Genomic DNA, 22249 nt, shown 5'->3' with positions numbered 1-22249 from the left:
CCCCCTATTATTCGCGCCGTACGGAGAGATGGCAGAGTGGTCGAATGCACCGGTCTTGAAAACCGGCATAGGTTTGTAGCCTATCTAGGGTTCAAATCCCTATCTCTCCACCATTATTTAAAAAAACCGCCTTATGGGCGGTTTTTTGCTTTGTGGAGTTTAATAAATGTCAAAAGAAGCAAACCTTACAACATCGCAACGCTTAGTAAAGCATGTACTACTGTGGATTGTATTTGGCTACTGTTATCAAAGCGCGATTAATTTATTAATAAAAATGGCAGCAGATGCACAACCAGACGCAACGCTTATCACCGCCTTTGTGTATGGTGTTGGCTTTAACGTATTAACTGCGCATCTTATTACTAAATACGATACGCATTGGCCTGTTATTGGCGCAGCTTTTATTGCTTTAGTTGGTTTAGTATTAGTGCCATTGGTGCTGTTTGGCAGTGGCGGTTTACTAGCGTGGCCATTGCTTGTTGGATTTTTATTCAGTTTACCCCTTTGTAGCTACATAGTTGGCAAAATTAAGGTAAAACACAGTAAAAACTAGCCCCAAACCGGTTTTATTTTATGTTAGCATGTACGCGTCTTTTAACTAACAAAACGTGAAAAACACATTATGTCAGATAATTTTACTACAGATGCTGAAAAAGCAAGTTACGGTATTGGCTTACAAATGGGTGAGCAACTTAAGTCTAACCCTTTTGAAGGCTTAAACCTAAATTCAGTATTTGAAGGCATGAAAGATGCGTACGCTGGTAGCGCTTTTCAAGTTGAGATCCCTGAGATCCAAGCTGCATTTGAAAAAATTAACGAAGAGATCCAAGCGCGTCGTGAAGAAGAAGCAAAAGTACTTTCTGCTGAAGGTATTGCATTCTTAGAAGAAAACGCTAAGCGTCCTGAAATCACTGTTACCGAGTCTGGTTTACAATACGAAGTACTAGCAACAGGCGAAGGCGAAAAGCCAACTGCTGAGTCTACAGTACGTGTTGATTACCACGGTACATTAATTAACGGTACAGTATTTGATAGCTCTTACGAGCGCGGTCAACCAGCTGAATTCCCAGTAGGTGGCGTGATCAAAGGTTGGACTGAAGCTTTACAAATGATGCCAGTAGGCACTAAATGGCGTATTTACGTTCCTCATGAGCTTGCTTATGGTGAACGTGGCGCAGGTGCTGCAATTGCACCTTTCTCAACGCTTGTATTTGACGTTGAGCTACACGAAATCCTTTCTTAATTTAGTTATTAAGTCAGTATTTAAAAAGCCGTGGTCTTGACCGCGGCTTTTTTGTGTCTTGTGGTTTTATACCAAGCTATAAAACGTTAAGAATTTAGGCCAATCCGCATAATTAAGTGAGTTATTTTGGGGGAAAGATAAACTTGCTACCTGCGCTACAAACGCTATTACAACAAGTAAATAACCTAGTTAATTAAATGAGTAGGCATAAAAAAACCGCATATAAAATGCGGCTTTAAAAGTAACTAAATAAATGCCAAAGCGTTATTAAAAATAACCTCTAATACCAAAGCGGAAGTTTCTACCTGGTAGTGGGGCTTTATCTTTTATAAACGAGCTGTGAACAAAGCCAAGTTCGTCTGTAATGTTATCTATATTTAAGTATAACTGCGTATCTATAGCGCCTAAACTTAACTGATAATTAGTTTGAGCATCAACAATTGTGTAGCCATCGGTTTTAGTTTCATAGGCGCTAATATTATCTTGCTCAAAGTAGTGCGTACCTGTGAGTGTTAGTTGTAAATCGCCTACATTGTATTGTAATTCAGATCCTAATTTATTTGCTGGTATGCGCGGCAAGTTACCTTCGTCGTCTTTTAGCTTAGCGCGTGTTGAATCACCAAATACTTTAACCATGGCATTAGGGTCAATTTGATAGTGTACATCAAATTCTACACCATAGAGTTCAGCATCTTTACTGGCAAACTGATATACGGCAACCGCATCATCGTGAGCGCCAATTGCAGACTCTAAACCATCTTCTTCGTCGTAAACTAATCCAGTGTTTTGTTGATAATAAAAGTTTTTAATATCGTTATAGAAAAAGTTAACTGTGTAACCAAAGTCACCGCTAAAACGTCTAAAGCTAAAATCTAAATTGGTCGATTTTTCTTGTTTAATGTCTTCTGGCTCAAAGTGAACCTCGTTATCTTCAATATGATAGCCAAGGCCTAGCTCGTAAGTACCTGTAGCAATGTGTAATCCGTTTGATAAAAGCTCAGCAGAAAGGGGCGCACGCTCAGAGTGAGATAAGCTAAGTGCTACGCTTTGCCCTGGTGTGTATTGCCAAATAGCACCGGCAGAGGCGCTTACATTAGTAAAGCTTTCACTGTATGCAATGCTTTCTTCTTCGCCTTCGTCATGATCTTCTTCTTCATCGTGATCATGTGCGTGCTCGCTTTCGGTAATTGTGCTTGTTATTTCGTAATCTTCGATACGCGCACCAAGCTCGAGTGTAACATCACCAAATTCACGTTCTTCAAGTAGGTATAACGCATGTGTAGTGGTCACACTTGCAGGAGTAAATGCTTCTTCGCCAATTGCGTCGTAGTCCGATTCGCTATAATGATAGCCCATCATACCGTGCCACTGCGCTAACTTGTGCTCTACATTTAAGCGTGCTTCGGTTGTTTCATTTTTAAAGGTGGTGCCAATTTCACCGTCTTCAATTTCACTGTGTTTGTAATCAGTGTAGCCAACACGAAGATTAATATTTTCAATCCAGTTATTATCAAGCGCATAGCTTATAAGGCCTTGCCAACGATCTTGCTCTAGATGTGCATAAACAGACTCTTCTTCCTCTTCATCTGCGTGCTCATCGTGTTCTTCTTCGGTTTCACCTTCATGGTCATGGTCATGATCATGATGCTCATGCCCAGGAATACCGTAATCGGTTTCAATGCTACCGTAAGAAAAGCCAACCGTTAAATGATCGCCCACATAACTCGTACCTACATTAAATGTGTCGCTATCAATAAAAGTGTTTTCTACAGAGTTATGAGTTTCAACATCACCATCTTCATCTGTAATGTTAAATGTAGGCGTTTCATAGTCATCGCCGCTGCGTTTAGTCCCATCAAAATGAAAGTTAAATCCGTCATTTCCTGTTTCTAGTTTTGCAGCCACGGTATTTGAGTTAGAAACCGTGTCATGGCTGTATTCAGCAGCACCGGTTAAATCATCTAAATTGCTCGTTGGAATACGGTTATCAACCACATTTACCACACCACCTATTGCGCCTGAGCCATAAAGTAGGGTGCTTGGTCCGCGCAGTACTTCAATTTGTTCCGCTGCTAAGCTGTCGCTTGAGGTTGCATGGTCAGGACCAATGCGCGATGCATCGCTGGCATCTAAACCGTTTTGGGTAATTTTAACGCGAGGGCCATCTAAACCACGGATAATAGGGCTTGATGATACCGGACCAAAGTAACTGGCATTAACACCTGGTAAGCCCTTTAGTGTTTCGCCAAGAGTCGCTTTTGATTTGTTTTTAAGCTCATCACCTGATAAAACGCTCACCGGCGAAATCATTTCTAAGCTATTTTTATGCAGTGCAGAGGCATATACAACAACGGTTTCTACCGAGGTTGGGGTAAGCGACACCGTTACATTGTTTGAGTTTTCATTTACCGCAATACGCGAGTCTATAAAGTTGTCTTTACTTACATGCAATTGACTTTGAGAGTCTACATCAATAGAAAATTCGCCCTGTGCGTTGGTTTTTACACCTTGGTCTTTACCATGTACGTGTACAGCTGCGTTTGCAATAGGTTGGTTTTTATCGTCTGTTATTTTACCGGTAACGGTAGCAGCAAGTGCTGAATGAGAACATAAAACAGAAAAAACTGCAGAGGAAATTAATGTTAACTTTGTCATTATCTTAAAGGTTCGCGGTTACTATGTTGTGATATAATATAACACCGCATTTTTGACTTATCAACAATGTTATACTATAGCTTAATGTTTTTCGATGAATAAACACGCAAATAAGATAAGCTGATTAAGAGCGGCTATCAAGCATAATTATATTAAGCTTATGTTGTGCTCTAGTTTGGTTTTTTACATCGATAGGTTCTATCATTTCGCATTCATCACGTATCATTTCTGACACTAGGCTTGGATAATGGCGGCAATCTTCTGGCCTATCTAGGTAAATGCTACAGGTATACATTGTTTTATGGGAGGGCTCTTTTTTGGGCGCTATTTCTAAAAAGGGGCAAGTGGAGAGTCGCATTTGCGTTTTTGGATCAAACCAAATTTCATCATCTTTAACATATTGATAAATCTCTGGGTTAAACAGTGCCCACATTTCAATTTCTTGTAAGGTTGCACTTAAATCGCCCCCACCGTATTTAATACAGCATTTACCGCATTGGTTGCACTCTTTCATTTTTAGCCAGTATATTAGGTGTCCATTTGTTTTTCAGTGTATCACTGTAACTAACGTGGATTACTTTTTTATATATAATTTTAAAACCACACTTTTAATTCCAACCCGCTATCTATTATTAATGTATTATTACACCTAAATAATTAGCCGTTCTAATAAGATTAGGGCGCCTCTAAATAGTTAGTTTAGTGACCAGTTAAGGATAGCTCCTGATGATGAACACCAAAGTATATAAAGCAGTACATGATTTAGCAGAGCAACTGATGGAAGCTGCAAATAGAAACGACCGTAAAAGGTTTGAATTATTATTTTCTCGGCTCAAAGCTATTTGTGAAGAAAACGAGAATACTTCAAAAGATCACCCTGTACAGTGGGAAACCTTAGCTGATTTTACCGAAGAACTTGAAGAGGCAATTACCACATATGAAAAAGCGCTACAGAAATCGGTTGCGATTAATAACAAAGATCATATGTCGTCGGTTGCTTATTCAATGGCAACTCTACAAATAGAGCTTGGACAAAAAAATGAAGCGATTAAAAGCCTAAAAAATGCCAAGGTCAGCGCTAATAAAATAGAAGATAAAGCGCTTAAAGCCGAAATTCATGATTTACTTGAGTCACTCACTGAAGAAGAAGGTTAATTAAGCCTAGTTAGTTGCGATTGTAATGAGGTTTGGAATATGGATATATTAACCGCAATCGAGCAATGGATTGATGAGGTAAACCATAAATATAAATACAAACGGGTGTGCTGTACTCAATTTTCATCACAGTTTGCAGGTTTTTACCCAACTGAATTTTTGGAAAATGCCTTTTATGTTGTAATCGATGAAATACCCAAGCCCGATTTTGCTGCTTTACGTGCCATGGGGCTGGGTGATTTTATTGATATGAAAGTCAGCGGTATATCTTATAAAAATACTTACTACTTGTTGCCGACAAGTGTTGATAACTTGCGCGTACATTTTCATGAATTAGTGCATGTATTGCAGTGGCAAAATCTTGGTGCTTTAGCCTTTATAGAGCGCTATATGAATGAAATTAAGCGCTTTGGTTATCACAATGCGCCGCTTGAAATTATGGCTTATTCGCTCGATACTCACTTTATAAGTTCAGGCGAGAAAATAAATGTGCCTGAGTATGTACTGGATGCATTATAAATTTTTTTACAAGGAACAGAATATGGCTAATGTATGGTTATATTTTAGTGTATTAGCGCCTTTTAGTGCGTTAGCTAATTCATTTGAAGAAGACATAACTGCTGCATTAATACAGCGAACAACACACCAAGTTACGTATGATGGGAGTTATCGTTCAATAAGTTACCCAGGTGGTGACGTGCCAAGTAATATTGGGGTGTGTACCGATGTGATTATTCGTGCTTATCGCCAGTTAGGTATAGATTTACAACAGTTAGTACACGAAGACATGCGTGACAATTTTACTCTATACCCCTCAAAGCGTATTTGGGGACTGACCAAACCCGATAAAAATATAGACCACCGCAGAGTGCCTAACTTACAAACCTACTTTAAAAGACAGGGTCGTGCGTTAGTATTATCTGATAGCCCTGAAGAGTATAAAACAGGTGATATAGTGACTTGGATGTTACCGGGTAACCTGCCACATATAGGGATGGTAGTTAATGAGCGTTCAGTACAAACTGGCAATCCATTAATTGTACATAACATTGGGCGTGGGGCAGAAAAAACCGATATGCTTTTTGATTATAAAATCACGGGGCACTACCGGTTTGAACCACAGCATTTGAATAAAACGCAGTAAATTTATTTTAAATTAATACTTATATTACCGTTTGGCTTACAGCAGCACAGCAGTATTTCCCCCTCGCGTACAAACGCTAAAGGCTCTTCGTTATAGTGCACTTGGCCAGAGACTAACGTGGCTCTGCACGCGCCACAATAGCCTTCGCGGCATTGATACGCTACGTCTATTTTTTGGTTTTCTAAGCAATGTAAAACAGAAGGGCAGCCAGTGCTAAACTCTATACACTGGCTGTTATCTGCAAGCGTTATACTTGCAGTGGGTTTGTCACTCATTATAAATCAAAGTCACCAAATTCTGAGGCATCTACTTGTGAGTCAATTTGACCTACAAGGTATGAGCTAATTTCAGCTTCTTGCGGTGCAACTTGCACGTTGTCAGACACAAGCCATGAGTTGATCCATGGAATTGGGTTACTGTTGTTTTCAAATTGCGCAGGTAGGCCAATGGCGGTCATACGTGCGTTGGTGATGTATTCAACATACTGACATAAAATGTGTTTGTTTAAACCAATCATAGAGCCATCTTTGAATAAGTACTCTGCCCATTCTTTTTCTTGCTCTGCGGCTTCAACAAACATTTTAATGGCTTCTTCACGGCACTGCGCGGCAACAATCGCCATTTCAGGGTCATCTTTACCATCTTGCATAATGTTTAAAATATGCTGCGTACCCGACAGGTGAAGCGCTTCATCACGTGCGATTAGCTTGATGATTTTAGCGTTACCTTCCATTAATTCACGCTCAGCAAAGGCAAACGAACACGCAAAGCTGACATAAAAACGAATGGCTTCAAGAATATTTACCGACATCATGGCAAGGTAAAGTTTCTTTTTAAGATCAAATAAGCTGATCACAACGGTTTGACCGTTAATTTCGTGCTTGCCTTCGCCATACAGGTTATAAAGCGACACGCCATTGATTAAATCATCGTAGTAAGTGGTTACCGCATCAGCACGTTCGCTAATTTTTTCGTTACTTACTATGTCGTCAAAAATAAGTTCTGGTGACTGTGTAACGTTACGAATAATGTGGGTGTAAGAGCGACTGTGAATAGTTTCACTAAATGCCCACGTTTCTATCCATGTTTCTAGCTCAGGAATAGACACAATAGGGAGTAGGGCAACGTTTGGCGAGCGGCCTTGTACACTATCAAGCAGCGTTTGATATTTTAAGTTACTTAAAAATATGTGCTTTTCGTGCTCTGGCAATGCTTGAAAGTCTAAACGGTCTTTACTTACGTCTACTTCTTCTGGACGCCAAAAAAACGAAAGTTGCTTTTCAATCAATTTTTCAAAAATAGGGTATTTTTGTTGATCGTAACGCGAAACGTTAACGGTTTGGCCAAAAAACATTGGCTCTTGCATTTGATCATTATGGTTACGACTAAAAGTAGTATAAGACATGTCTATCACTCAAAAAACTATCACTAAAACTATCAGGACAAAGCGGGCAAAGAGCCCGCTTTAAGTTTAACTATTAAATTTTACACGCGCCGCCTGCACAATCATCATCTTCCACTTCTGGAGTGTCGTCTTGTGCATCTGATGCGCCATCGCGGGTGTTATGGTAGTAAAGTGTTTTAACACCAAGCTTGTATGCACCTAGTAAGTCTTTTAATAAGACTTTCATAGGTACTTTACCGCCTTCGTATTTGTTTGGATCATAATTAGTATTGGCCGAAATAGTTTGGTCAATAAACTTTTGCATTATGCCCACTAACTGTAAGTAACCATCGTTTGATGGAATATCCCACAGTAGCTCGTAGTTATCTTTTAAGCGTTCGTACTCAGGAACTACTTGTTTTAAAATACCGTCTTTACTTGCTTTAACGCTAATGTGACCACGTGGTGGCTCAATACCGTTAGTTGCGTTAGAGATTTGCGACGATGTTTCTGAAGGCATTAATGCGCTAAGTGTTGAGTTACGCATGCCGTGCTCTTTAATGCTGGCACGTAACGAATCCCAATCTAAGTGCAGTGGCTCATCACAAATTTTATCTAAGTCACGTTTGTACGTATCAGTTGGCATAATACCTTGAGAGTACGTTGTTTCGTTAAACTTAGGACACGCGCCACGCTCTTTAGCCAGCTCGTTTGATGCCTTCATTAAGTAGTATTGAATTGCTTCAAACGTTTTGTGAGTCAGTGCATTAGCACTGCCATCTGAGTAACGCTTACCATTTTTAGCAAGGTAGTAAGCGTAGTTAATTACGCCTATTCCTAACGTACGACGGCCCATAGTGGCATTACGTGCAGCCGGTACTGGGTAGTCTTGGAAATCAAGTAGGTTATCAAGTGCACGTACTGCAAGCTCAGCAAGCTCTTCAAGTTCATCAAGTGACTCAATAGCGCCTAGGTTAAATGCAGATAGCGTACAAAGTGCAATTTCGCCTTCTTCATCGTTTACGTTATTTAACGGCTTAGTTGGCAATGCGATTTCTAAACATAAGTTAGATTGGCGAATTGGCGCCACTTTAGAAATAAACGGGCTGTGCGTATTACAGTGATCCACGTTTTGTAAATAAATACGACCTGTGCTGGCACGCTCTTGTGCGAACATTGAGAAAAGCTCAATCGCTTTAATGCGCTTTTTACGAATAGACTCGTCTTGCTCGTATTTTACGTATAACGCGTCAAACTCGTCTTGGTCTTCAAAGAATGCATCGTAAAGGCCAGGCACATCTGATGGGCTAAATAACGTAATGTAGTCGTCTTTAATTAAACGAGAATACATTAGTTTATTAAACTGTACGCCGTAATCTAAATGACGAACACGGTTATCATCAACACCACGGTTATTTTTAAGTACTAGTAGGTTTTCTACTTCTAAATGCCAAAGCGGGTAGAATAACGTTGCAGCACCGCCACGTACGCCACCTTGCGAGCAGCTTTTAACCGCTGTTTGAAAGTGCTTATAAAAAGGAATACAACCTGTGTGGTACGCCTCGCCATTACGGATATGGCTACCTAATGCACGAATACGACCGGCGTTAATACCAATACCTGCACGTTGTGAAACGTACTTAACAATGGCAGATGATGTGGCGTTAATTGAATCAAGGCTGTCGCCACATTCAATAAGTACACACGAGCTAAACTGACGCGTAGGCGTACGCACACCCGACATAATTGGCGTAGGTAAAGAGATTTTAAACGTTGATACTGCATCGTAAAAACGTTTGATGTAGTCAATACGTGTTTCGCGCGGGTAGTCAGAGAATAAACTCGCAGCCACTAAGATATATAAAAACTGGGCGCTTTCGTAAATCTCACCCGTTACGCGATTTTGTACTAGGTATTTACCTTCAAGCTGCTTAACTGCTGCGTAGCTAAAGTTAAGATCGCGCGAATGATCAAGATAAGCATCTAGCTCATCAAGCTCTTGCTCTGTGTAATCAACAAGTAAGTGAGCGTCGTAGCGTTTGTCTTCAACCATTTTTGTAACATGGTCAAATAAACGTGGAGGCTCAAACTGGCCATACGCTTTTTTGCGTAAGTGGAATACAGCTAAGCGGGCAGCTAAGTACTGGTAGTCAGGCGACTCTTTTGAAATTTGATCGGCTGCTGCTTTAATGATGGTTTCGTGAATGTCTTTTGTACGAATACCGTCGTAAAATTGAATGTGTGACTTTAATTCAACCTGTGAAACCGATACGTTGTTTAAACCTTCGGCGGCCCATTCAATAACGCGATGGATCTTATCAAGATCTAAAGGCTCTTTACGCCCGTCACGCTTGCTTACAGATAACTGTTGGTTCATAGCTTTGCCTGTATTCCTTGGGAATTGTGTATTTTGACCAATGCTTTATACCTCGCTAAAGCAAGGTACGTATTCATTTATTATAAGTTTCAGCGTATTGGCGAATTTAATTGAATAACATTTGGCCACAATATCTGGTGTTGTTCAATTTAGAGATCACAAGATAGTGTGGTCTGAGCTGATTTGCAAGGGACATAATTGCCCCTATTTGTGGATAACTTTGGGATAACGTATTTGTGTTAGTAGTCACTCACCTTCGAACAATCATTTAAGTTGAAATAGCTAAAAATCAACTAATGATCTGCTAAATTTACGCATTTTGAAAATAAATTTCGACTGCTTTTTTTATCATCAAGCTTTGCATAAAAACTAACACAATCACAATATATAGTGTTTAAAAATTTACATAGCACTATATATGGTTAAAAGCATCAATGGGGCTGTGCCAGTTAAAATCGGCTTCCCAGCCCTTGGCCTCATCAATACTTGGTATATAGCCCCAAAGCGCTGTTGCTGTGTGCATACCTGCGGCTTTACCTGCTTCTATATCACGTTGAGCATCACCTATGTATAAACAACGCTTAGGATCTACGTTCATCAGTTTTGTACAGTGTAGTAAGGGTAAAGGTGATGGTTTAGCCTCGGTGAGGGTATCGCCACTGATCACAACGTGTGCATTTTTTAAAGCGGGTATAGCAGCCACTAATGGATCGGTTAAAAACCCGGGTTTATTAGTCATTATTCCCCATTTTATACCTTGGTTCTCAAGGGCTATGAGTAATGATTCTATACCTTCAAAGCAGCGGGTGTGTGTCGCTAGGTTTTGGCTGTAGTGGCTGACTAACTGTTTTATACGTTCAGTTTGTGGTTGCGATGCCCATTGCGCTTTAAAGCCAAGTTCAAGTAGTGCGCCGGCGCCATTAGACGCTACTTTTCTATACGCCTCAGGCGTAACTTGCGCAACACCTTCACTTTTAAGTACGGCATTTAAAGCAGCACCTAAATCGTCTGCTGTATCAAGCAAGGTGCCATCTAAATCAAATAAGAAAGCGTCGTACTCAAAAGGAGTTAAGGGGGTATGAGAGCTAGCCATTATGCTAACTTCTCAAAGTGAAGAATGTAATTAACACTCACATCTGTATTTAATGAATACTGCTTAGAAAGCGGGTTGTAGCCCAGGCCAGCACTGGCACGTACTTTTAAACCGACTTGTTCAGCCCATGCAATAAGTTGTGCAGGTTTGATAAATTTGTTGTGATCGTGTGTGCCCTCAGGCACCATTTTTAACAGCTTTTCAGCACCTACAATAGCAAACAAGTAAGCTTTAGGCGTTTTATTTAGGGTTGAGAAAAACACATCAGCCCCTGGCTTGGCAAGCTCTGCGACTGCATGAATAATAGAAGCAGGGTCAGGTACATGCTCTAGCATTTCCATACAGGTTATTACATCAAAGCGAGCAGGGTGCTGGGTTGCAAATTCTTCTGCAGGTACTTTTATATAGTCAACATTTACACCGGTTTCTAGGCTATGAAGCTTTGCTACGGTGAGTGGCTCTTGCCCCATGTCTATACCGGTTACGTGTGCACCCATGCGTGCCATGCTTTCGCTAAGAATGCCGCCACCACAGCCTACATCGAGTGTTTCTTTATCAAATAAGCCTTGGGTTTTGTTAGCCACAAAGTCTAATCGTAATGGGTTAATTTCGTGAAGAGGTTTAAACTCTCCGTCTTGGTCCCACCATCGCTCTGCAATGGCTTCAAATTTTGCTATTTCTGCGTTATCTACATTTTGATGTTCGGTCATAAAATACTTCCTCGTCAATCTGAGGCCATTATATAGGGCTAAATTGATAAATCGCAAAGTTTTGCGCCTGTAAATTTAAATTAATTGTGATAGCATGGTCGCTTAGAAATAATAACAAATACTCTTGGCGCCTAATACCCGGTTGCTAAGAGCTGATACTGAAGGAATGTGATATCAAATGACTGATCTCGCCAATGAAATTCTGCCAGTCAATATTGAAGACGAGTTAAAAAACTCCTACCTTGATTACGCAATGAGCGTAATTGTAGGACGTGCATTACCAGACGTACGTGATGGTTTAAAACCTGTTCACCGCCGCGTTTTGTTTGCAATGAACGAGCTTAGTAATGACTGGAATAAGCCTTACAAAAAATCGGCCCGTGTGGTCGGTGACGTAATCGGTAAATACCACCCACACGGCGACAGTGCAGTTTATGACACCATCGTGCGTATGGCACAGCCATTCTCACTACGTTATATGCTGGTAGATGGCCAAGGTAACTTCGGTTCGGTTGATGGTGATTCAGCAGCGGCAATGCGTTATACAGAAGTACGTATGGCAAAAATGTCGCATGAGTTATTAGCCGATCTTGAAAAAGAAACGGTTGATTTCGTTCCTAACTACGACGGTACCGAACAAATTCCTGACGTTTTACCAACCAAAGTGCCTAACTTACTTGTTAACGGTTCATCGGGTATTGCGGTAGGTATGGCAACAAACATTCCACCTCATAACTTAACTGAAGTGGTTAATGGTTGTTTAGCGCTTATTCAAAACCCTGATTTAACGATTCATGAATTAATGGATTACATTCCGGGTCCTGATTTCCCAACGGCTGCTATTATTAATGGTAAAAAAGGCATTGAAGATGCTTATTTAACCGGCCGTGGTAAAGTGTACATGCGTGCACGCGCCGACATCGAAACCGATGAAAAAACAGGCCGCGAAACCATTATCGTGCACGAAATTCCTTATCAGGTTAACAAAGCACGCTTAATTGAAAAAATTGCTGAGCTTGTTAAAGATAAAAAAATTGAAGGCATCAGCGCACTACGTGATGAATCAGATAAAGACGGTATGCGTATCGTTATTGAGATCAAACGTGGTGATGTAGGTGAAGTTATTCTAAACAACTTATATTCACAAACTCAGTTACAAACTGTGTTTGGTATGAATATGGTTGCATTAATTAACAACCAACCTAAGTGTTTCAACTTAAAAGAAATGCTCGAAGAGTTTGTTATTCACCGCCGTGAAGTGGTTACACGCCGTACCGTATTTGATTTACGTAAAGCGCGCGACCGTGCTCATACCCTTGAAGGTTTAGCAATTGCGCTTGCCAACATCGACCCAATTATTGAGTTAATTCGTAAATCGCCAACCCCAGCAGAGGCTAAAGTGGCCTTAACAGCTCGCCCATGGGATTTAGGTAACGTACAAGCTATGCTTGAAAAAGCAGGCGAAGACAACGTAGCACGCCCAGATTGGCTGGCAAGTGAGCTGGGTATTCGCGATGGTCAGTACTATATTTCTGAGCAGCAAGCACAAGCAATTCTTGATTTACGTTTACACAAACTAACCGGTCTTGAGCATGAAAAAATCTTAGCAGAGTACCAATCGCTGTTAGATTTAATTGCTGAGCTACTACACATTTTAGGTAGCCCTGAGCGTTTAATGGAAGTTATTCGTGATGAGTTAGTAGAAATTAAAGAGCAATATGGTGATGAGCGTCGTACAGAAATTAACGCGGCAGCGCACGATATTAGCCTTGAAGATTTAATTAACGAAGAAGATGTTGTTGTGACCCTATCGCACGAAGGTTACGTTAAGTATCAGGCATTGTCTGATTACGAAGCGCAGCGCCGTGGTGGTAAAGGTAAGTCAGCAACGAAGATGAAAGATGAAGATTTCATTGAGCGTCTTTTAGTGGCTAATACCCACGATACCATTTTATGTTTCTCTACTGCGGGTCGTTTGTATTGGCTTAAAGTATACCAGTTACCACTGGCTAGTCGCGCCGCTCGCGGTAAGCCAATTGTTAACTTACTGCCACTTGAAGATGATGAACGCATCACTGCTATCTTACCTGTACGCGAGTACGAAGAAGATAAATACATTTTCATGGCAACTGCATTTGGTACTGTGAAGAAAACACCACTAACGGCATACAGCCGTCAACGTGCAAGCGGTATTATTGCGGTAAACCTTAACGAAGGCGATAGCCTAATTGGGGTTGATATTACCGACGGTAGCAACGAAATTATGTTGTTTACTGATGCAGGTAAAGTGGTACGCTTTAAAGAAGCGGAAGAGTCTGCTGTTGTTGATGAAAACGGCAACCCGGTACTTGACGAAGAAGGCAACCCTGAAATTCGTTTCAAAGGTGTTCGCCCTATGGGTCGTACTGCTACCGGTGTTCGTGGTATTAAAATGGCCGACGACCAACGCGTAGTGTCGTTAATTGTGCCTAAGTCTGATGGTGCTATTTTAACTGTGACTGAAAACGGTTACGGTAAACGTACTCAACTTGAAGATTACCCATCTAAGAGCCGTGCAACACAAGGTGTTGTATCTATTAAGGTGAGTGAGCGTAATGGCGCAGTAGTTGGCGCTGTACAAGTTGACGACAACGACGAAATAATGATTATTTCAAACCGTGGTACGCTAGTACGTACCCGCGTTAATGAAGTATCGACGGTTGGACGTAACACCCAAGGTGTTATTTTGATCAGAACTATTGACGAAGAGCAAGTAGTTGGTTTACAACGTATCGAAGAGATTGAAGTTACAGACAGTGACTTAGTTGATATTGAAGACGTTGAAACGGTTGATACAGTAAATGAAGAAGCAACGGATGATAATCCACCTTCTGAATAACTGAAATTGAAAAAGCGGCTAAGGCCGCTTTTTTTAATCATGTTGAAAAAAATTAATAATCCTTTTTTGTTTATCAAAAGAGTTTAAATTACTGGAATGAGGCAAAGGTAATGAGTAAATATAATTTTTGTGCGGGGCCAGCTATGCTTCCACAAGCTGTTATGCAAAAAGCACAAAAAGAATTTTTAGACTGGCAAGACTTAGGCGTATCTGTGATGGAAATTAGCCATCGTAGTAAAGATTTTTTAGCGCTTACTGCAAAATGCGAAGCCAGCCTTCGTCGTTTAATGAACATTAGCGATGAATTTGAAGTGTTATTTATGCACGGTGGTGGCCGCGGTCAATTTAGCGCTGTGCCATTAAATTTACATCAAAATGGTAAAACGGCGGTTTACTGCGAGAACGGCGTTTGGTCTAAAAGTGCCACTGATGAAGCTAATAAATTTACTCAAACCCACTCAATCAACGTTAGAAATGACGCAAACGGGCTGTTTTCTATAAAAGAAGTGGCGCAGTGGGAGTTACCTGCAGATGCATCTTACATTCACTACTGCCCAAATGAAACAGTAGACGGCTTAGAGATTTTTGATGTGCCGAGCCACCCAACGGCACCTATTATTGCTGATATGTCATCGACTATTTTGTCGCGTGAAATTGACGTAAATAAATTTGATTTAATTTATGCCGGTGCACAAAAAAATATAGGTCCATCAGGTATAGCTATTGTTATTGTGCGCAAAACATTACTTGAGCGTGAAGGTTTAGCTAAACCTGGCATTTTAGATTACGCACTTGAAGCAAAACAAGGCAGCATGTTTAATACACCGCCTACTTTTGCATGGTATTTAGCGGCCGAAGTATTTGAATGGCTAGAGCAAAACGGTGGCGTTAAGGCAATGGAAGCACAAAATATTGCTAAAGCTAAGCTGCTTTATGACTTTATTGATGAATCGCCTTTTTATACTAATAAAGTAGCCACGCATTGTCGTTCGCGTATGAATGTACCGTTTTGGTTAAACGATGAAAGCTTAAACGAAAAGTTTGTAACGCAATCTAAAGAAGCCGGCTTACTTGCCCTAGAAGGACACAGAATTGTAGGCGGTATGCGCGCAAGTATTTATAACGCAATGCCACTTGCAGGTGTGCAAGCCTTGGTTGACTTTATGGCGGCATTTGCACAGGAGCACAGCTAATGGAACAACTTCGTTTAGAGCCTATTTCTCGTGTAAATGGCAGTGTTACCTTACCAGGGTCTAAAAGCCTATCAAACCGTATTTTATTATTAGCAGCGCTGGCTCAAGGGACTACCGTTGTTGAAAACCTGCTAGATAGCGATGATATTCGCCATATGTTGGGTGCATTAAAACTACTAGGTGTTAACGTAACGCTTAATGATGATCGCACTGTGGCAACCGTAGAAGGGGTTGGCGGTGTATTTAAAACCCCAAGTGACCCTTTATTTTTAGGCAATGCAGGTACTGCTTATCGTCCTTTAACCGCGGTACTCGCTGCTGTAGCTGGGGAATATGAGCTTATAGGTGAGCCGCGCATGGAAGAGCGCCCAATAGGGCACTTGGTCGATGCGCTACAAGCACTTGGCGGCGATATTACCTACACAAAACATAAAGACTACCCACCGCTAAAAATAATTGGTGGGCAAATTAAAGGCGGTACTGTTGAAATTGATGGCAGTATTTCTAGCCAGTTTTTAACAGCATTGCTAATGGCTGCCCCTTTATTTAGTGGTGATACGCAAATTACCATTAAGGGTACTTTGGTATCTAAGCCTTACATTGATATTACGTTAGATGTAATGGCGCGTTTTGGGGTGACAGTTGAGCACAGCGACTATACAACATTTAAAGTTAAAGGCGGCCAACAATACCAATCACTAGAGCGTATTATGGTGGAGGGTGATGCATCATCAGCGTCTTACTTTGTTGCGGCAGCGGCTATTGCCGGTGGCGAAATTGAAATTAAAGGCGTGGGCGCTAAATCAGTTCAAGGTGATATTGGTTTTGCTAAAGTGATGGAACAAGTTGGCGCTGAAATAAAATGGTATGACGAGCGTTTAGTTGTTCGCAAAGGTGAATTAAAAGGTGTAGATATTGACGCTAACGCTATCCCTGATGCGGCAATGACACTTGCTACGGTTGCTTTATTTGCTAAAGGTCCAACGGCTATTCGCAATATTTATAACTGGCGTGTAAAAGAAACCGACCGTTTATATGCTATGGCAACTGAACTTCGTAAAGTGGGTGCCGAGGTTGTAGAGGGTGAAGATTTTATCGAAATTACACCACCGAGTGCATTCAATGATGTGGCTATAGATACGTATGACGATCACCGCATAGCGATGTGTTTTGCAATGGTTGCCGTAGGCGGAAAGCCTATTACAATCAACGATCCTAAGTGTACATATAAAACTTTTCCAACCTTTTTCAAGGTTTTAGCATCAGTGAGTGAGTAGGCTTTTTATAAATAATTATAAAAAGTTACACACTAAAGCGGATCTATTTGCAGAAGTGACGTATAATATCGCGGTTTTATTTAGGTGTGCATTGCAGGAGGTTTTAAATGCAGGCGTTATTAATGCCCGTAATCACCGTTGATGGCCCAAGTGGTTCAGGTAAAGGAACTGTTTGTCGCTTGTTAGCCGACAAATTGGGGTGGGATGTATTGGATAGCGGCGCAATTTACCGTGTATTATCCCTTGCCGCACTTCATCACCAAATAGCATTAGACAACGAAGAAGCGCTTGTTCCGCTTGCTGCAAACTTAGATGTGCAGTTTTTGGTTGATAGCCAAACTAATGCTGGAAAAGTTATTTTAGAAGGCGAAGATGTAACCTCGACAATTCGTAATGAAGAGGTTGGGGCAGCTGCTTCAAAAGTGGCTGCATTACCGCGTGTACGTGAAGCGTTACTTCGACGCCAGCGTGCGTTTAAAACCGAACGGGGCTTAATTGCTGATGGCCGAGATATGGGCACCGTGGTTTTTCAAGACGCACCATTAAAAATATATTTAACCGCTAGTGCACAAGAACGCGCGCGCAGACGTTATGTTGAGTTGAATGAGCGCGGCCTTGATGTTACACTAAGTGGTCTATTACAGGACATTCAAGCTCGTGATGAGCGCGATATGAATCGCACCGTTGCGCCGCTTGTTCCTGCTGATGATGCAATTGAAATAGACACAAGCGAGCTTAACGCTCAGCAAGTGTTTGATAAAGTTATAACTTTAGTAGATATTGCTATCTCACAAGGCAAGCTTCCTAAACGAAGCTAAACACATTTTATGCACCAGCAGGACGCCAGTGCTATTTTAACAACCCCATGCAGCATGGTTGCTTATTGGTATTAATATATGAGACGTATATTCGTATGTCAGAAAATTTTGCGCAGTTATTTGAAGAAAGCTTAAAGGGTTTTGAAGCAGAGCAAGGCTCTATTGTTAAAGGTACAGTAATCTCTATCGAGAATAACATTGTACTTGTAGATGCTGGTCTTAAATCAGAAAGTGCTATCCCTGCAGAGCAGTTCAAAAATGCTGCTGGTGAACTAGAAGTTGCTGTAGGCGACGAAGTAGATGTTGCACTAGATGCAATCGAAGACGGTTTCGGTGAAACTATCCTTTCTCGTGAGAAAGCGAAGCGTCACGAAGCGTGGATCCGTCTTGAGAAAGCATGTGAAGAGCAAGAGACTGTTACTGGTGTTATCAACGGTAAAGTTAAAGGCGGTTTCACAGTTGAAGTTGATTCAATCCGTGCTTTCCTACCTGGTTCACTTGTTGATGTTCGTCCAGTACGTGACACAACTCACCTTGAAGGCAAAGAGCTTGAATTTAAAGTAATCAAGCTTGACCAAAAACGTAACAACGTTGTTGTTTCACGTCGTGCAGTTATCGAATCTGAAAACTCACAAGAACGTGAAGAGCTTCTTGCTAACCTTGTTGAAGGTCAAGAAGTTAAAGGTATCGTTAAGAACCTTACTGACTACGGTGCATTCGTTGACCTTGGTGGTGTTGATGGTCTACTACACATCACTGATATGGCGTGGAAGCGTGTTAAGCACCCTTCAGAAATCGTTAATGTTGGCGACGAAATCGCAGTTAAAGTTCTTAAATTCGACAAAGATAAAACTCGTGTATCTCTAGGCCTTAAACAGCTTGGCGAAGATCCATGGGCAGCTATCGCTGGTCGTTACCCAGAAGGTTCTAAGCTTTCTGGTCGTGTAACTAACCTTACTGATTACGGTTGCTTCGTAGAAATCGAAGAAGGCGTTGAAGGTCTAGTTCACGTTTCTGAAATGGATTGGACTAACAAGAACATCCACCCTTCAAAAGTTGTTTCACTAGGTGACACTGTTGAAGTTATGGTTCTTGAAATCGACGAAGAACGTCGTCGTATTTCTCTTGGTCTTAAGCAATGTATTGCTAATCCTTGGCAGGAATTTGCTCGTCTACAAAACAAAGGCGACCAAGTTACTGGTAAGATCAAATCAATCACTGACTTCGGTATCTTTATCGGTCTTGACGGTGGTATTGATGGTCTTGTACACCTTTCAGACATTTCTTGGAACACGCCTGGCGAAGAAGCTGTACGTGAATTCAAGAAAGGCGACGAAATCACTGCTATCGTATTGCAAGTTGACCCAGAGCGTGAACGTATCTCTCTAGGTGTTAAGCAAATCGAAGCTGACCCGTTCAATAACTACCTTGATGCAAACAAAAAAGGTGCTATTGTTAAAGGTAAAGTGACTGAAGTTGATGCGAAAGGCGCAACTGTAGAGCTTATCGAAGGCGTTGAAGGTTACATCCGTGTAGCTGATATCGCTCAAGAGCGCGTTGAAGATGCAACTACTGTTGCTTCTGTAGGCGACGAAATCGAAGCTAAATACGTTGGCGTTGATCGTAAGAACCGCACTTTAAGCTTATCTGTTAAAGCTCTTTTCGAAGCAGAAGAGAAAGAAGTACTAGAGAAGCTTAAGAAAGAAGAGCCAGTGTTTGAAAACGCAATGGCAGCTGCTTTCGCAAATGCACAAAAAGACTAATTTCTAATTAGTTTTTAATTGGAAGGGCAGTTTTGCCCTTCCACTATTCTCTTTAAGGAAACGCTATGACTAAGTCAGAACTGATAGAAACACTTGCCGAACAGCACGCACACGTTCCAGTGAAAGATGTTGAAAATGCAGTAAAAGAAATTCTTGAACAAATGGCCGGCTCATTATCTACTTCCGATCGTATTGAGATCAGAGGTTTTGGTAGTTTCTCTTTGCATTACCGCGCTCCCCGCACAGGTCGTAATCCTAAGACTGGCGATACAGTAGAGCTTGATGGTAAGCATGTACCTCATTTTAAACCAGGCAAAGAATTACGCGACCGCGTAAATGAGAGTATTGCCTAGTTAACCAGTTGGAGTAGTTACTTGTTTAAGGTATTAAAAATTATTCTGGTTGTACTATGCCTATTTTGCGCATTTTTATTGGGTTCTCAAAATCCACAATTAGTACAAATCAATTATATTATTGCCAGTAATACCTTGCCACTCGCTGTAATAATAAGTATCTGCTTTATACTGGGTGTAATAATAGGGTGTTTTATTAGCTTTAAATTGTTTTCTAAATTAAAGTGGCAAAATTACCGCTTAAAAAAACAATTAGCGCCAGAAAAAAATAATAGTAAGCTTATTGCTAATAAAGACACCTAATCATGATTGAGCTTTTGTTTTTACTACTGCCTGTTGCTGCCGGTTATGGCTGGATTATGGGCAAAAATAGTGCAAAAAACCAAGCTCATCAACTCAATCGCCAAATCACTTCAGAATACAGTAAAGGCCTAAAGTTTTTACTAGACAGAGAAGAAGATCAGGGCTTAGAGCATCTAATAAACCTATTAGAAGTGGCTGCTGACTCTGTTGACCACTATTCAACCCTTGCTACCATGTTTCGCCGAAGAGGTGAGCTTGACCGCGCAATAAAAATTCATGAACTCCTTTTAAAACACCCAAGTTTAAATGAACAACAAGCCGCAGCTAGCCGTCTAGAATTAGCTGAAGATTATATTATGGCCGGCTTATTAGACGGTGCAGAAGAGCATTTAGTGTGGCTTGTTAAAGCTGGGCATGAACAAGCACTTGACCCAATTATTACTTTATACTCGCAAACCCGAGAGTGGGAAAAGGGCATTAATATGTTCGAAGCCCACAGTGAGTTATTCGTTAAAGAGCAGCATTTTAAAGCAATTGCTAATTTTTACAGCGAAGCTGCCTTAAGCGAAAATAAACCACAATTAATGAACAAAGCCATTAGCTTAAATTACAAAGCGGTTCGCCCTTTATACGAATTAGGGTTATCGGCGTACACAAGTGAAGACTACGTAAAAGCAATTTACTATTGGCGTGAACTCGTTTGCCAATTTACGTTATTTGCGCCTTTGTTTATTGACCAGCTTGCACATAGTTATAAGCAGTTAAATTTAACACATCAGTTTCATGATTTATTATGTGACTTGCTCGATAAAGGCGGGGTGCTAATAAAAATAAAACATTGCCAAGCACTGTTAGAGCAAGGAAATACTAAACAGGCATTTGATTTTTTAACCGACAGCTTAAAACGTCAGCCTACGATTCGAGGTTTTAGCTTTTTACTACAGCTAATGGGTGATAAAAATCCAAATACCAAAGAAGTACTTGATGAAATAGATAAGCTAGTTACGTCGTATATAGCTACAAAACCAGACTTTCAATGCCAACATTGTGGTTTTACAAGCCACACTATTTATTGGAACTGCCCATCTTGTAAACATTGGGAAACCATTGTGCCAAGTAGAGGCCTAGACGGATTTTAATAACCCCCAACTATTTATAACTTTACTGCCATTCATTAGGATAGTTATGTCTTTAGAAGATACAAAAAAAGTTCTTATTGCCCTAGATTACGATTCACAAGACGCGGCTCTTAATTTTGTAAAAAAACTCTCACCAGATACGTGTCGCTTAAAAGTAGGCAAAGAAATGTTTACTTATTTTGGCCCTGCATTCGTTAAACAGTTAATCGATTTAGGCTTTGACGTATTTTTAGATTTAAAATTCCATGATATCCCTAATACAGTGGCAAAAGCGGTCACCGCAGCGGCTAATATGGGCGTTTGGATGGTAAACGTTCATGCATCAGGTGGTTTTGAAATGATGAATAAGGCAAAGCTTGCACTTGAAAAGTTTGGTGATAAAGCGCCTTTATTGATTGCAGTTACAGTACTAACCAGCATGGACGAAGCTGAACTAAAGCGTTTGGGTGTTGAAAAATCAGCGCAAGAACAAGTTATTCATTTAGCTAAATTAACAAAAGAAGCAGGGCTTGATGGCGTAGTATGTTCTGCCCAAGAAGCGAAAGCGCTAAAAGCACAATTAGGTAGCGAGTTTAAGCTAGTTACTCCAGGCATTCGCCCTGCTGGTAGTGATGTGGGTGACCAAAAACGCATTATGACACCTAAGCAAGCTATTGAAGCGGGTAGCGATTACTTAGTGATTGGTAGACCGATCACACAATCGTCAGATCCGGTACAAACTTTAACTGATGTTAATAAATCACTAGTTTAAGTTAACAAAAAGC

The 22249-nt window shown here is 40.8% G+C and carries 21 protein-coding genes and 1 tRNA gene; 15 read left to right on the top strand and 7 right to left on the bottom strand.

Annotation, left to right across the window (positions count from 1 at the left end; genetic code table 11):
* Positions 1–22 precede the first annotated feature (22 nt).
* The 3 genes from MTN96_RS05545 (at position 23) to MTN96_RS05535 (ending at position 1243) form a co-directional block, all read left to right on the top strand.
* Positions 23–113 (top strand) — tRNA-Ser (locus MTN96_RS05545).
* 53 nt (positions 114–166) lie between these two features.
* Entirely contained in the window at positions 167–553 is a 387-nt protein-coding gene (locus MTN96_RS05540; RefSeq protein WP_248530921.1) for a hypothetical protein, read from the top strand.
* Positions 554–622: 69 nt separating this feature from the next.
* On the top strand, positions 623–1243 hold the full coding sequence (locus MTN96_RS05535; protein WP_004587856.1) for an FKBP-type peptidyl-prolyl cis-trans isomerase: 621 nt from the start codon (positions 623–625) through the stop codon (positions 1241–1243).
* Between the two features lie 267 nt (positions 1244–1510).
* On the opposite strand, the gene MTN96_RS05530 is transcribed toward MTN96_RS05535, so the two are convergent.
* Both MTN96_RS05530 and MTN96_RS05525 read right to left on the bottom strand, forming a co-directional pair.
* Entirely contained in the window at positions 1511–3898 is a 2388-nt protein-coding gene (locus tag MTN96_RS05530) for a TonB-dependent receptor domain-containing protein (RefSeq protein WP_248530920.1), read from the bottom strand.
* Positions 3899–4022: 124 nt separating this feature from the next.
* Positions 4023–4412 carry a YkgJ family cysteine cluster protein gene (locus MTN96_RS05525; protein ID WP_248530919.1) on the bottom strand — a complete coding sequence of 130 codons (390 nt, stop codon included), beginning with the start codon at positions 4410–4412 and terminating at the stop codon, positions 4023–4025.
* A 212-nt stretch (positions 4413–4624) separates the two neighbouring features.
* Between MTN96_RS05525 and MTN96_RS05520 the strand changes: the two genes are divergently transcribed.
* From MTN96_RS05520 to MTN96_RS05510, 3 genes are read left to right on the top strand one after another with little or no spacing between them, the layout of a single operon-like run.
* Positions 4625–5053 (top strand): hypothetical protein, encoded by a 429-nt coding sequence (locus MTN96_RS05520; protein ID WP_024034088.1) that lies wholly within the window; start codon positions 4625–4627, stop codon positions 5051–5053.
* Positions 5054–5092: 39 nt separating this feature from the next.
* Positions 5093–5572, top strand: coding sequence for a hypothetical protein (locus tag MTN96_RS05515; protein WP_248530918.1), 480 nt, complete (start codon positions 5093–5095; stop codon positions 5570–5572).
* A gap of 22 nt (positions 5573–5594) precedes the next feature.
* Positions 5595–6197: a DUF1287 domain-containing protein gene (locus MTN96_RS05510; protein WP_004587861.1), complete on the top strand. Its 603-nt coding sequence runs from the start codon at positions 5595–5597 to the stop codon at positions 6195–6197.
* 2 nt (positions 6198–6199) lie between these two features.
* Here MTN96_RS05510 and yfaE read toward each other — a convergent pair whose 3' ends face one another.
* The 5 genes from yfaE to ubiG all read right to left on the bottom strand — a co-directional run bounded on the left by yfaE (position 6200) and on the right by ubiG (position 11761).
* Positions 6200–6472: a class I ribonucleotide reductase maintenance protein YfaE gene (gene yfaE, locus MTN96_RS05505; protein ID WP_004587862.1), complete on the bottom strand. Its 273-nt coding sequence runs from the start codon at positions 6470–6472 to the stop codon at positions 6200–6202.
* The gene (nrdB, locus tag MTN96_RS05500; protein WP_004587863.1) at positions 6472–7602 is read right to left on the bottom strand and encodes a class Ia ribonucleoside-diphosphate reductase subunit beta; all 1131 of its coding nucleotides are present in this window, start codon (positions 7600–7602) and stop codon (positions 6472–6474) included. The genes yfaE and nrdB overlap by 1 nt, the downstream gene beginning before the upstream one ends.
* Before the next feature lie 73 nt (positions 7603–7675).
* Positions 7676–9958 carry a class 1a ribonucleoside-diphosphate reductase subunit alpha gene (gene nrdA, locus MTN96_RS05495; protein ID WP_024034091.1) on the bottom strand — a complete coding sequence of 761 codons (2283 nt, stop codon included), beginning with the start codon at positions 9956–9958 and terminating at the stop codon, positions 7676–7678.
* A gap of 412 nt (positions 9959–10370) precedes the next feature.
* Positions 10371–11051: an HAD family hydrolase gene (locus MTN96_RS05490; RefSeq protein WP_248530917.1), complete on the bottom strand. Its 681-nt coding sequence runs from the start codon at positions 11049–11051 to the stop codon at positions 10371–10373.
* Complete coding sequence (gene ubiG / locus MTN96_RS05485; protein WP_248451434.1) at positions 11051–11761, bottom strand: bifunctional 2-polyprenyl-6-hydroxyphenol methylase/3-demethylubiquinol 3-O-methyltransferase UbiG; 711 nt, start codon at positions 11759–11761, stop codon at positions 11051–11053. The genes MTN96_RS05490 and ubiG overlap by 1 nt, the downstream gene beginning before the upstream one ends.
* Positions 11762–11939: 178 nt before the next feature.
* On the opposite strand from ubiG, the gene gyrA reads away from it, so the two are divergent.
* The 9 genes from gyrA (at position 11940) to pyrF (ending at position 22236) form a co-directional block, all read left to right on the top strand.
* Positions 11940–14639, top strand: a complete 2700-nt coding sequence (gene gyrA / locus MTN96_RS05480) for a DNA topoisomerase (ATP-hydrolyzing) subunit A (protein ID WP_024034094.1) — start codon at positions 11940–11942, stop codon at positions 14637–14639.
* Positions 14640–14749: 110 nt separating this feature from the next.
* The gene (gene serC / locus MTN96_RS05475) at positions 14750–15832 is read left to right on the top strand and encodes a 3-phosphoserine/phosphohydroxythreonine transaminase (RefSeq protein ID WP_024034095.1); all 1083 of its coding nucleotides are present in this window, start codon (positions 14750–14752) and stop codon (positions 15830–15832) included.
* Positions 15832–17109: a 3-phosphoshikimate 1-carboxyvinyltransferase gene (gene aroA / locus MTN96_RS05470; RefSeq protein WP_248442460.1), complete on the top strand. Its 1278-nt coding sequence runs from the start codon at positions 15832–15834 to the stop codon at positions 17107–17109. The genes serC and aroA overlap by 1 nt, the downstream gene beginning before the upstream one ends.
* Positions 17110–17216: 107 nt before the next feature.
* Positions 17217–17927: a (d)CMP kinase gene (cmk, locus tag MTN96_RS05465; protein ID WP_004587870.1), complete on the top strand. Its 711-nt coding sequence runs from the start codon at positions 17217–17219 to the stop codon at positions 17925–17927.
* 95 nt (positions 17928–18022) lie between these two features.
* Positions 18023–19690, top strand: a complete 1668-nt coding sequence (gene rpsA, locus MTN96_RS05460) for a 30S ribosomal protein S1 (RefSeq protein WP_004587871.1) — start codon at positions 18023–18025, stop codon at positions 19688–19690.
* Between the two features lie 65 nt (positions 19691–19755).
* Positions 19756–20043: an integration host factor subunit beta gene (gene ihfB, locus MTN96_RS05455; RefSeq protein ID WP_004587872.1), complete on the top strand. Its 288-nt coding sequence runs from the start codon at positions 19756–19758 to the stop codon at positions 20041–20043.
* A gap of 21 nt (positions 20044–20064) precedes the next feature.
* Positions 20065–20346, top strand: a complete 282-nt coding sequence (locus MTN96_RS05450; protein WP_004587873.1) for a lipopolysaccharide assembly protein LapA domain-containing protein — start codon at positions 20065–20067, stop codon at positions 20344–20346.
* 2 nt (positions 20347–20348) lie between these two features.
* Positions 20349–21485 carry a lipopolysaccharide assembly protein LapB gene (lapB, locus tag MTN96_RS05445; protein WP_054982456.1) on the top strand — a complete coding sequence of 379 codons (1137 nt, stop codon included), beginning with the start codon at positions 20349–20351 and terminating at the stop codon, positions 21483–21485.
* 46 nt (positions 21486–21531) lie between these two features.
* Positions 21532–22236 (top strand): orotidine-5'-phosphate decarboxylase, encoded by a 705-nt coding sequence (gene pyrF / locus MTN96_RS05440; protein WP_248530916.1) that lies wholly within the window; start codon positions 21532–21534, stop codon positions 22234–22236.
* Positions 22237–22249: the final 13 nt, after the last annotated feature.

It is taken from the genome of Pseudoalteromonas sp. 2CM28B, assembly GCF_023161935.1.
The sequence above is the reverse complement of the archived record's forward strand: the minus strand, read 5'-3'. Positions and strand labels throughout refer to the sequence as shown.